At 66.3% G+C, this 11,641-nt stretch carries 11 protein-coding genes, 1 tRNA gene and 1 pseudogene; 9 read left to right on the forward strand and 4 right to left on the reverse strand.

The genetic code is table 11. The annotated features are described in order from the left end of the window. Position 1 precedes the first annotated feature (1 nt). Both LF41_RS05360 and LF41_RS05365 read right to left on the reverse strand, forming a co-directional pair. On the reverse strand, positions 2-499 hold the full coding sequence (locus LF41_RS05360) for a peroxiredoxin (RefSeq protein ID WP_052116160.1): 498 nt from the start codon (positions 497-499) through the stop codon (positions 2-4). Further along, positions 499-1,059: a glycine cleavage system transcriptional repressor gene (locus LF41_RS05365; RefSeq protein ID WP_036166919.1), complete on the reverse strand. Its 561-nt coding sequence runs from the start codon at positions 1,057-1,059 to the stop codon at positions 499-501. The genes LF41_RS05360 and LF41_RS05365 overlap by 1 nt, the downstream gene beginning before the upstream one ends. 196 nt (positions 1,060-1,255) lie before the next feature. Between LF41_RS05365 and dapA the strand changes: the two genes are divergently transcribed. After that, on the forward strand, positions 1,256-2,161 hold the full coding sequence (gene dapA, locus LF41_RS05370; protein ID WP_036166921.1) for a 4-hydroxy-tetrahydrodipicolinate synthase: 906 nt from the start codon (positions 1,256-1,258) through the stop codon (positions 2,159-2,161). Between the two features lie 12 nt (positions 2,162-2,173). Then, complete coding sequence (locus LF41_RS05375) at positions 2,174-2,677, forward strand: hypothetical protein (protein ID WP_036166924.1); 504 nt, start codon at positions 2,174-2,176, stop codon at positions 2,675-2,677. Between the two features lie 51 nt (positions 2,678-2,728). On the opposite strand, the gene fdxA is transcribed toward LF41_RS05375, so the two are convergent. Further along, positions 2,729-3,052 carry a ferredoxin FdxA gene (gene fdxA, locus LF41_RS05380; protein WP_036166927.1) on the reverse strand — a complete coding sequence of 108 codons (324 nt, stop codon included), beginning with the start codon at positions 3,050-3,052 and terminating at the stop codon, positions 2,729-2,731. A gap of 147 nt (positions 3,053-3,199) precedes the next feature. Here fdxA and LF41_RS16940 point away from each other — a divergent pair, with 147 nt between their 5' ends. The 5 genes from LF41_RS16940 (at position 3,200) to LF41_RS05395 (ending at position 9,556) form a co-directional block, all read left to right on the forward strand. Beyond that, positions 3,200-3,367, forward strand: a complete 168-nt coding sequence (locus LF41_RS16940; protein WP_161786929.1) for a hypothetical protein — start codon at positions 3,200-3,202, stop codon at positions 3,365-3,367. 186 nt (positions 3,368-3,553) lie between these two features. Then, on the forward strand, positions 3,554-7,945 hold the full coding sequence (locus LF41_RS16075) for an RHS repeat domain-containing protein (RefSeq protein WP_052116162.1): 4,392 nt from the start codon (positions 3,554-3,556) through the stop codon (positions 7,943-7,945). Next, positions 7,942-8,316, forward strand: a complete 375-nt coding sequence (locus LF41_RS16685) for a hypothetical protein (protein WP_152599903.1) — start codon at positions 7,942-7,944, stop codon at positions 8,314-8,316. The genes LF41_RS16075 and LF41_RS16685 overlap by 4 nt, the downstream gene beginning before the upstream one ends. A 4-nt stretch (positions 8,317-8,320) precedes the next feature. Then, positions 8,321-8,788, forward strand: coding sequence for a hypothetical protein (locus tag LF41_RS16690; RefSeq protein WP_152599904.1), 468 nt, complete (start codon positions 8,321-8,323; stop codon positions 8,786-8,788). Between the two features lie 96 nt (positions 8,789-8,884). After that, on the forward strand, positions 8,885-9,556 hold the full coding sequence (locus LF41_RS05395) for a hypothetical protein (protein ID WP_036166933.1): 672 nt from the start codon (positions 8,885-8,887) through the stop codon (positions 9,554-9,556). Between the two features lie 53 nt (positions 9,557-9,609). Here the strand turns inward: LF41_RS05395 and LF41_RS05400 are convergent. Then, positions 9,610-9,685: transfer RNA gene (locus tag LF41_RS05400), tRNA-Glu, on the reverse strand. A 161-nt stretch (positions 9,686-9,846) separates the two neighbouring features. Between LF41_RS05400 and pcnB the strand changes: the two are divergent. Then, positions 9,847-11,142: pseudogene (gene pcnB, locus LF41_RS05405) on the forward strand (polynucleotide adenylyltransferase PcnB); the annotation flags it as partial. After that, a complete protein-coding gene (folK, locus tag LF41_RS05410) occupies positions 11,139-11,639 on the forward strand; it encodes a 2-amino-4-hydroxy-6-hydroxymethyldihydropteridine diphosphokinase (RefSeq protein WP_036166936.1) in 501 nt (166 codons plus the stop codon). The pseudogene pcnB and the gene folK, both read left to right, overlap by 4 nt. Positions 11,640-11,641 lie beyond the last annotated feature (2 nt).

Consider the following 11,641-nt stretch of genomic DNA (forward strand, 5'->3'; position numbering starts at 1 on the left):
TTTAGGTGTGCGTCGATTTCGAGTGTTGCGTCAGTGCGTCGAGCACGGCCTGCGCGTGGCCGGGGACTTTCACGCCGCGCCATTCCTGCGCAATGCGGGCGTCGGGACCGAGCAGGAAGGTGCTGCGCTCGATGCCGATGTACTTCCTTCCGTAAAGTTGTTTCTCCTTGATGACGCCGAAGGCGTTGCACAAGGTTTCTTCCGGGTCGCTCACCAGCTCGAACCCGAAGCCCTGCTTGTCGCAGAAGTTCTGGTGCGAGCGCGCCGAGTCGCGCGAGACGCCGAGCACGTCGGCGCCGAGCTTGCGGAATTTCGGGAGCAGGGCGGCGAAGTCGCGGCCTTCGGTGGTGCAGCCTGGCGTGTTGTCCTTCGGGTAGAAGTACAGCACCAGCCAGCGGCCCGTGTAATCCGACAGCGTGGCCTCGCGCGTGCCGTCCTTGCCCGCGAGCGCGAGCGGCGCATCGAGGACCTTGCGGGGCAGCGGTTTGGCGGTCGGCATCAGAACTTCATCGGATCCATGATGGCGTCGAGGTTCAGGTGGTCGCAGAACTCGAGGAAATCATCGCGCAATGCCGCGATGTGCATGTCCGACGGGATCCCGATGGTCACCTGCGCGGAGAACATGTCGGCGCCGGTCTGCATCGCGCGGTAACGCGAGCAATGCAGGCTTTCGATGGTGATGCCCTGGCGGTCGAAGAAATCCGCCAGCTGGAAGAGGATGCCGGGCTTGTCGGCCGCCACCACTTCGACGATGTAGGGCAGCAGGTTGGACTGCACCTGCTTGGGGCCGGTGCGATAGAAGACGAGCTTGAGGCCTTCTTCGCGCTCGAGGCGGCCGAGCATGGTTTCGAGCTTGGCGACGGCGTCCCACGACCCGGTGGCGAGCGCCGTGACCGAGACATCGCGCCCCACGGTGCTCAGGCGCGCGTCGACGAGGTTGCAGCCGCTGTCGGAAATGCGGCGGGTGACCGCGAGCAGGGGCGACTGCGGGTGCGTCGTGTACGCGTTGATGAGCAGGTGGTTCTCGTTCGGCGCAGGACGGGCGGGGGTTTCGGTCAAGGCGGCCTTCCGAGGTCTGAACGAGGTCCCCGAAAATCCTTCGGGGCCGTGGTCAGCATACTTGCCGCTGGTTTCACGCCGCAAGTAAGATCGCGACGGGCGGCGACGCTTCCGCTCATCCGTTGCCGTGCGTTGCACGCGCAATGCCGGAGGATTTCCGGCATCTTTGTCTTCTTTCACGAACGGGCCCACCGTCTTGCGACCGACCGGCAGCATCACCGCGCTCGCCACGCCTTTCACGGCAACCGGCGAACTCGACCTCGACGCCTGGCGTCGCCTCATCGACCTCCAACTCGCCGGCGGCACGCAGGGCGTCGTGGTGGCCGGTTCGACGGGCGAAGCGGCGGCGTTGTTCGACGTCGAGTACGACGCGCTGCTGCGCACGGCGGTGGAACGCATCGCGGGCAGGATCCCGGTGATCGCCGGCACGGGCCAGTCCAATACCCAGAAGACCATCGAATGCACGCGCCGCGCGAAGGCGCTGGGCGCGGATGCCGCGCTCGTCGTCACGCCGCCCTACGTGCGTCCGACGCAGGCCGGCCTGGTCGCGCATTACACCTCGGTGGCCGACGACGGCGCGCTGCCGGTCATTCTCTACAACGTCCCCGGCCGCACCGGTTGCGACATGCTGCCCGGGACGGTCGCCGCGCTCACCGGCCACGAGCGCATCGTCGCGCTGAAGGAAGCCCGCAGCGACGCCGAGCGCATGGACGCGTTGCTGCCGTTGCGCAGTGACGGCTTCACGATCCTCAGCGGCGACGACCCCACCGCATGCCGCGCGATGCTCGCCGGCGCGGACGGCGTGATTTCCGTCGCCTCCAATGTGTTGCCCACCGCGTTCCGCCGCCTGTGCGATTTTGCGCGGAAGGGTGAACGCGAGCAGGCGGAGGCGCTCGATGCGCGCCTGCGCGAAGCCAACGATTTCCTCGGCGTCGAACCCAACCCGATCCCCGTCAAGGCGCTGCTCGCGCAGATGGGCATCGGGCACGGCCTGCGCCTTCCGCTGTTGCCTCTTTCCGCGGCGCACGCCGGGCGCACGCCCCTGGTCGCCGCGGCCATCCTCGACATCGAAAACGCGATCCGCGACGCGCTCGCGGCCTGACAGGAGTTTCCAATGCGCATCACCCCCACGTTCGTCCGTTCGGCCCTCGTTGCGACCTTGCTGGTCGGCGTGCTCGGCGGCTGCCACTGGTTCAAGAAGGACAGCGACCTGTACAAGGACGACGTCGCCGCGCGCCCGCTCGAAGTGCCGCCGGATCTCGACAAGCCCAGCACCGACGCCGCGATGAAGATGCCGCCGACCGCCTCGGCCGCCGCGCCTGCCGCGCCGGTGGGTGCCGGCACCACGCCGCTCGGCTTCACCGTCCCCGGTGAGCGCGACGCGGTGTTCGCGAAGGTCGGCGATGCACTCGGTGGCATCACCGGCGTGACCGTCGCCAGCCGCGCGCAGCTGCTCGGCACCTACGACGTCGACTTCGAAGGCGCCAAGTTCCTGATCCGCATCACCAAGACCGATGCCGGCGTGTACATCAGCGCCGTCGACCCGCGCGGCCTGCCGGCCTCGGGCGAGGCCCCGGTGAAGCTGATGGGCCAGCTGAAGACCGCGCTGGGCGGTTGATCCGCCCCGCCATCGCCGGAAACGAAACGGGCGCCGAAGGGCGCCCGTTTTTCATTTCTCGAGCAATGGCAGCTTGTCCGGCTTGCCTTCCCATTCCTTCGCATCCGCCGGCGGGTCCTTGCGCACCGTGATCGCCGGCCACGACTTCGACAGCTCCGCGTTGATCTGCACGAACTGCTCCTGCCCGGCGGGCACGTCGTCCTCGGGGTAGATCGCGTTCACCGGGCACTCGGGCTCGCACAGCGTGCAGTCGATGCACTCGTCGGGATCGATCACCAGGAAGTTCGGGCCTTCACGGAAGCAATCGACGGGGCACACCTCGACGCAGTCGGTGTATTTGCACTTGATGCAGTTTTCGGTGACGACGAAGGGCATGGGCGTGTGCGCGCGCGATACGGAAGGCGCCAGTGTAGCGGGCTGACCGCCCATGAGGGTTTGTGCGACGCACATCACGCCGCAGTGCACAACGGGGTTATGGTTGGGTTGGCCTGGGGGGCAGGCCGATCACGCAAGGGGAACACCATGAGTCACGAGCCCGGTTCACCGGATGCGTTCGCGCAGGCGATGTTGGAGCGTTCGAACGATCCGACGATCGCCGCCAAGCCGCCGAAGGGCATGCCGATGGAAATGCTGGCCGCCGCGCTGGTCGCGGTGGTGCTGGCCGGCCTGGCCTACGCGCTGGCCAACTGAGGGTCGCTGACCGCGCGGGGCGGGAAGCCTCGCGCGGGCTGGCTGCGAAATCGCCCCGGAGTGACGGGGTAGGGGACGCATTCCCCTGGTGAATGATCGTTTCCCGCTTTTCGAGCGGTTTCCAACGCCACGTGCGCAAGAGAATCGCGGCCTCGCCGGTTGCACCGGCCATCGTCGCTCTCTCGAATGGATGCCCGACGCTCGCTTTGCTTCCTGATCCTGTCGGGGCTCCTCGCCCTGTCCGCCGGCGCCGCGCGATCAGCCGAGATCGACGCGGACGACGAATACGCGCGCAGGATCAAGGTCTACCGGACGATCCAGCCGGCCGGCGACACGCCCTTCGGCGAACAGATCAACCTCTACACCGGCGCGCTGTCGTTCCGCCAGGTCGACGTGGTGCTCGAAGGCACGGGCCCGTCGATCTCGCTCACCCGCAACACGGCCACCCTGCTGGCCGACACGAAGATCGACAAGCCGCACGCCTTCGGCGACTGGACGCTGTCGATTCCCCGCATCGAAACCCTGGTCGACAAGAGCGGCGGCTGGTTCATCGCCGCGGCCGCCGCCGACAAGCACAAGCGATGCAGTCTGTTCGACCGGCCCTGGTATCCCACGCAGATCGAGAAGGGATGGTTCGGCATCGAACTCGTCGATGGCGCCGGCGATCGCCACGCGTTGCTCAAGCGCGCCACGGGCAATACGTTGCAACCGGCGATGACCGATGCACACGGCGCGCCGATGGCGTTTCCGATCGTGACGCAAGGCAATTGGCAGGTCGCATGCCTGCCCTCCACGCGCAACGGCCAGCCGGGTGAAGCATTCCTGGCGGTCGATCCGTCGGGGACGCGGTACTGGTTCGACCACCTTGTCTACGACACAGCCGACACGATCACCGAAAACGACATGGGCACGATCATTCGCCAGCGGCGCGCGCTGGCGACGATGTTCGTCTCGCGCATCGTCGATCGCTTCGGCAACACGATCGTCTTCGATTACGGCGGCGACGACACGCTCGATGCGATCGCAGCCGACGATGGGCGCGAGGTCGCGATCGCCTGGCGCAGCGATGCGCGCCTGGTCGACCGCATCATCGTGCAACCGCGCGCCGCGCAACCACGCATCTGGCGCTACGAATACCGCAATGTCACCGCGGACAGCGGCGAGCTCGCCGCCGTGGTGATGCCCGATGCGTCGCGTTGGGGGTTCGCGCTGCGTGGCCTGGGTTCGGGCGGGGTGCCGAGCAATGCACGCACCAAGTGCGGCACGCGCACGTTGGGCAATACGGGTGCGCCGTCCGTCTCGCGCGTGACGAGCCCCGCGGGCCTGACCGGGACGTTCGAGATCGCGCCGACGTGGCATGCCCGCAGCTACGTGCCGAGCGCGTGCGCGCAACCGCCGAACAGCGATCCCTTCGAGGACAATCCGCCTCTGTTCGGCACCGGCACGCTCGTACGCAAGACCTTCGAAGGGCCGGGCGTGCCGCCGCAATCGTGGTCGTACGCGTTCGCACCGGCGGTGGGAAGCACGACCTCGGATGCCTGCGCGAAGGACGCCACCTGCGCCGACACCAAATGGGTCGACGTCCTTGGGCCCGATGGCAATCGCGCCCGCTACACGTACGCCAATCGCTGGGGGCCGACGGAAGGCAAGTTGCTGCGGCTCGAGCGATTCCAGGGCAATCCGGGCGTCGCCCTGCGAACGGAAAGTCATGCGTACGCCGCGCATGATCGCGGGCCATGGCCGGCGTCGCTCGGCCATGGCTTCGAGGATGCGCGCAGCAATGCGTCGAAATCGACGACGTGGACGCCGCAGGTCGAACGCACCATCGTGCAGCAGGGGCGGACGTTCCGATGGCGCGCGTCGTCCTTCGATGCGTATTCCAATCCGCTGACCGTCACGCGCTCGAGCGACGTCGGCCCCGGATATTCGCGTACGGACACGACGGCGTACCACAACGACACGCGGCTCTGGGTCCTCGGGCAGGTGGCGTCGTCGACCAATACGGACGCGACGCCGCATCTTGTGGAATCCAGCGCGGTGTTCGATCACGCGACGGCGTTGCCGACGCAGGTTTTTGCGTTCGGCCAGTTGCAACGCACGCTGGCGTACGACGCACGCGGCCACCTTTCCGCGGTGTCCGACGGGCGCGATACGCCGGCGTACGACACGACGGTGGCATTGACGGATTTCAGGCGGGGCATCCCGCAAACGATCCGCTATCCCGACGGCACCTCCAGGTCGGCCCATGTCGATGACTTCGGCCAGATCGAATGGGTGCAGGACGAAGCCGGCCACCGCACGTGCCATCGCTTCGACGCGATGGGACGGCTGGCGGGCGTGTTCCATCCCAATGATGCGCCAGCAGCGTGCGACCTCGCCGAATCGCAATGGAATGCCGCGCGCCGCACCTTCGAGCAGGCCGCGGTCGCGCAATTGGGCCTGGCACCCGGGCATTGGGTGGAAACGCAACGCACCGGCGCCGGCGTGGAGAAGACGTACTTCGACGCGCTGTGGAGGCCCGTCGTCACCGAGCGTTACGATGACACCAATGCGGTCACGCGCGATGCGACGCTCAGCCAGCGCGTCACGCGTTACGCGCCGCTGGGTGGGGTCGCGTTCGAGTCATATCCACTGAAGGGCGTGGCGGACTACGCGAGCGTCGTCCACGGCACGCGCACGACATACGACGCGCTCGGCCGGCCCACGGAGGTCCGGCAGGATTCCGAGCTCGGCGTGCTGGCTACGCACTACGCATATCTCGACGGATTCCAGTCGAGGGTCACGCCGCCACGCGGCGTCGCCACCACGACGCAATACCAGGCCTTCGATCAACCGGCCACCGATCGGCCCGTGTACCAGGCCCTTCCGGAAGGCGTACACACCGATATTCCGCGCGATGTCTTCGGCAAGCCGCGCGCGATCACGCGACGCACCCTCGACCGCTCGCTCCAGCAAACCCGCCTGTATCGCTACGACGCCGCGCAACGTCAGTGCGCGACATACGAGCCGGAAACCGGGACGACGATGCAAGGCTACGACGCGGCGGGGAACGTCGCGTGGTCCGCCTCCGGCCTGCCATGGGGCATCGTGTGCGATGCCGACGGAGCGAGTACGCCCGTCGCCGCGCGCAAGTCCACGCGCACCTACGACCAGCGCAATCGCTTGATCGCACTGGAGTTCGCCGACGACATCGGCGAACAGGTTTGGACGTACACGCCCGACGGCCTGCCGAAAAGCGCGTGGACCTGGAACGGCCCCGGCCGCACCGAGGGCGTGTACAACGCATGGCGCTACAACGGCCGACGCATGCTGGACGGCAGCGGGGAAATGCAGCACCACCCCGGCCGTTACACGTGGACGCTGGGATATGGCTACGACCGCAACGGCGCGGTGACGGCCCGGCATCTGCCGGATACATCGAGCGTGTTGTTCCAGGTCGACGCGCTGGGCAGCACGACGGGCATCTCCGGCACCTCCGGCACGTACGTCTCCAACGCGAGCCGCCATCCGAATGGCGCGTTGCAAGGATTCACCTACGGCAACGGTATCGCGCACGAAGGCGCGCTCAACGCACGTGGATTACCAGACCGCAGTCGCGATGCGCACGGCGGAATCGCCGTGTTCGACGACAGCTACGCGTACGACGGCAACGGCAACCTCGCGGCCATCAGCGATGGCCTGCCGGGCGGGCACGGCGATCGGACGATGACGTACGACGCGCTCGATCGCCTGGCATCTGTGTCGTCCCCGTCGTTTAACGGGACGATCGGCTACGCCTACGATGTCCTCGACAACCTGCGCACGTTGACGGCCCCCGCGCGTGCCGCGACCGGCACGATGCCGGCGGTGGCCGAACGCAAATTGCGCTATTGCTACCTGTCGAACACGAACGCCCTGCAATTGCTCAAGTCCGAATCGACGGACTGCACCGACGGCACCGCGGTCAGTGGCTTCCATTTCGACGTGCAGGGCAACCTCGCCAATCGCGACGGCCACGCCTACGACTTCAGCCAGGACAACCGCCTGCGCGCCGTGCGTGACAAGGAAACCTACCGCTACGACGCGCACGGCCGTCGCGTGCAGCAGGCCAGCCCAACGCGCGGGACGATTCTCTCGTTCTACGACCGCGAAGGCCGCCTGGCTTTCCAGAAGGACGAGCGCACCGGCAAGAACCTCGCCTACGTATCGCTCGACGACCGCCTGGTCATGGTCCGCGAACAACCCACTGCCGGCGGCGCGCCCACGCTGAAATTCCAGCACACCGACGCACTCGGCACGCCCGTCGCCGTGACCGGCCTCGATCGAAAAGTGCTGGAACGCAGCCACTACGAACCTTACGGCGCGCTCATCAACCGCCCCATCGATGACGGCCCCGGCTACACGGGGCACGTCGAAGACGCGCAGACGCAGCTGACTTACATGCAGCAGCGGTATTACGACTCGGAGATCGGGAGGTTCACGAGCATTGATCCGACGGTCGTCGATACCGGCACCGTACCTCAACCAGCCCGTGGGTCGACGCGGGAGGAACGGCGAGACCATGTTCGCCAGAGAACGCACTTGGAGCAGACCAGATGAGTACCGCGGCAAACACAATTGAAGCATTACGAGAGCGCGTTCCTCTCAGTATGAGTGAGATCCTTTGGCAGGATCCGACGTTGGTGCTTCGGGGCGATGGATGGAGCATCGCGATAACGACGCCTTGGCGTCTTGTGCGCGCCGATACGTTGTTGCTAGGTTCCGATCACGCAAGTCAATCCGCACTCGATGCAATTGTCGCCGGCAGGGCGATCGTAGGTTGTGAAGCGCAAAGCACGAGATCGACGATCGACCCGGCATTGTTGTTCGACGGTGGGATCACGCTCGAAATCTTTTCGGTCACATATCTGGAGCCATGGATCGTGGTGACTGCAGGTCGAGGGCATTTCGTCGCGTCCCCTTCGGATTGAAGTCATGATCGAGATCGCCATTCGCGCATTCGTCGGGACGTTGAACGCTGGATGGTCGTCGGTGCGAAAACTTGAAGACGAGTCGAAACATCACAACACGGTTTCTGATTGGGCACAGGCCTCCTGGGAAGTGCTCGTCGAGTCGTCCCTGCAACAGGATCGCGTCAAGGTCAGGCTCGTCGTATACGGAGATGGAGCCGACTGCCATGGTGCCAGCAGCCGCTTCTCCTTTCCGGAAGATCGGGAGACTCACGAGGTTCGTTGCACGCCGATCCACGACATGGTGGTCGATCGCGTTACCGGCAATCCCGTTTCGCAAAACGGGGCCAGCTATGCGCTGGATCGGTTCGTGTCCGTGGCCGATGGCTGGTATTTCGAGCGGCCTGCATTCGACCATGCGTTGATAGAACGTGATGGAAAGGAATTCGTCGTGTCGATCGAACAATTGAAGTGGCAACTGGTCGAACTCTGATGTACAGCCTTCCTTCCGAATTCGTCGCCACCCGAATGGCGCATTGCAAGCCGTCGGCAACGGTATCGTCCATTGGCGGCGAGTAGGGCTGAAGCAATGACCGAGAACATGCTGGAATTTCCAATCGACGGGCGCGCGGTCTGCAAGCTGCTCTCGGACTTGGCCGCCCCGAATGACACATGGGTCATGAGGTCGATCGAAACGATGGGTGAGTCACTGCTCCTTGGCGACCTTTGGCGTCGTACCAACGAAGGGGAAGTGGTAATTACCACTCGCGAGCTATGCGGCGCATTGTCCTGTGCGAGCCAAGTCATCGTCCTGGATCTGCGCCTGTCGAAGGATGCGGAATCCGAACTCTATATCGAGGACGGCAAGGTCTTCGAAAACACGCTGCGAGCTGCCAGACAAAGGGTCATAATGAGGAGTAGCGCGGCAAGCACCATCCAAGGGTGTCAGGATGAACTGGAAAGGGAAGGCCCTATGTGGAACCCCCGAAACCGATTCTGGCTGGCCTGCACACTCGCCCTGGGCCTGTCGTTCCTTGCCGCGACTTATCTAGCCCCCATCGCCACGTACGCGATCACGCTCATCGTCGCCGCGGGCCTGGCCTGGGTCGTCGCCGCGCATGCAAAGTTGGCGGGGGGCTTCTACCAACTGTCGCCGGCGCGGGCGTTCGCGATCTTCGCGGGGGTCGGCGGGGCGCTCGTCGTTGCCTGCGGCATCGGCGCATTCGTCGCCATCGCCATGGCGACCGGCCTCAGGGATTGAGGGCCACCGGAGACGAAAAACCCCCGGAAACGCAGCTTCCGGGGGTCGGGATATGGCGCTCCCTACGGGATTCGAACCCGTGTTTTAGCCTTGAGAGGGCCACGTCCTAGGCCTCTAGACGAAGGGAGCAAAAGGGGCGGCGAGGGCGGCTTTCCGTGCCGAAACAAGGCCCTGCGCGAAGGCTTGCTACTATACGGGCCGCCGTGGCCACAGGCAACGGAACGTCCTTCCATCGGCCCTGAATGTCGACCATCACCGTTTCCAACCCCAATGCCATCGCCGTGCATGCGCGCAGCATCGAGCGCGACGCGCATCCGATTTCGCGCAAGGACATCAGTCCGAACGCGTTGCGCGTGCTCTATCGCCTGCGCGAGGGCGGCTTCGGCGCCTACCTCGTGGGCGGCGCAGTGCGCGACCTGCTCGTCGACGGCCACCCCAAGGATTTCGACGTCGCGACCAGCGCCACGCCCGAGCAGGTGAAGGCGCTGTTCCGCAATTGCCGCCTCATCGGCCGTCGCTTCCGCCTGGCGCACGTGGTCTACGGGCGCGAAATCATCGAAGTCGCCACCTTCCGTTCCAACGCCGACGACGGCAGCGGCGACCGCGAGACGCACGAAGGCGGCCGCCTGCTGCGCGACAACGTCTACGGCACGATCGAGGAAGACGCGGTCCGCCGCGACTTCACCGCCAATGCGCTGTACTACGCGATCGAGGATTTCTCGGTGCGCGACTTCGTCGGCGGCTACGAGGACGTGCAGGCGCGTCTGCTGCGCCTGATCGGCGATCCGGAAACGCGCTATCGCGAAGACCCGGTGCGCATGCTCCGCGCGATCCGGCTGGCCGCGAAGTTGAACTTCACCATCGAGCCGGCCACGGCCGCGCCGATCCCCGCGCTGGCACCGCTGTTGCGCGAATCCGCGCCGGCGCGCCTGTTCGAGGAGTCGCTGAAGCTGTTCCTCTCCGGCAATGCGGTCGCGAGTTTCGAAGGCCTCGAACGCCACGGCCTGCTGCCGGTCTTCCTGCCGGAAACCGCGAAGGCGCTCGCATCCAACCGCAGCGGCGCATTGCGTCGCATGGTGCTCGAAGGCCTGCGCAGCACCGATCTGCGCGTGGCCAACGATGAGCCGGTGTCCCCGGCATTCCTGTTCGCAGTGCTCCTGTGGCCCGCGTATTGCCGCGACCTGATGCAGTTGCAGGCCCAGGGCGTGCACGCGGCCGAAGCGCAGCGTCGCGCCGCCGACCGCGTCACCGTGCACCAACTCAACACCATCGCGTTGCCCCGCCGGTTCTCGCTGCCGATGCAGGAAATCTGGCTGCTGCAATCGCGCTTCGCGCAGCGCCAGCGCAAGCGTGTGTTCCGGTTGCTGTCGCATCCGCGCTTCCGCGCCGCGTTCGACTTCCTGCAGCTGCGCCAGTTTGCCTCGCCCGAGCACGCGGAAGACATCGCGTTCTGGATTGAGGCGCAGACGCAGCCGGCCGAAGTCGTCGCGCAGCTCGAAGCGCAGGCGATCGAAGCGGGCGAGGGCGATGCGCCGCGCAAGCGCCGGCGCCGCCGGCGCCGCACCAACGGCGGCGCCCCGGAGTGAGCGAACGCACGCAGGCCTGCATCGGCCTCGGCGCCAACCTCGGCGATGCGGTCGCCGCGGTGCAGGGCGCGCTCCAGGCGCTCGATGCGCTGCCGGACACCAGGCTCCTGCGCGCCTCGCGCCTCTACCGCACGCCGGCGTGGGGCAAGACCGACCAGCCGGCGTTCGTGAACGCGGCGGCCATCGTCGAGACCACCCTCGACGCACGCACTTTGCTCGACCACATGCTGCGCATCGAACGCGACTTCGGCCGCGACCGCGCCGGCGACGGCAGCGACCGCTGGGGTGCGCGCACCCTCGACCTCGACCTGCTGCTGTTCGGCGATGCGGCGATCGACGAACCGGGCCTGCGCGTACCGCACCCGCATCTCCACGAGCGCGCCTTCGCGTTGGTGCCGCTGGTCGAAATCGCCCCCGACCTCGTGATTCCCGGTCATGGCCGCGCGTCGGACCTGGTCGCCGCGATGGTGACCGGCGACATCCACGCGCTGGGCTGACG

The sequence above is a fragment of the Lysobacter dokdonensis DS-58 genome (assembly GCF_000770795.1).
Taxonomy (GTDB): domain Bacteria; phylum Pseudomonadota; class Gammaproteobacteria; order Xanthomonadales; family Xanthomonadaceae; genus Noviluteimonas; species Noviluteimonas dokdonensis.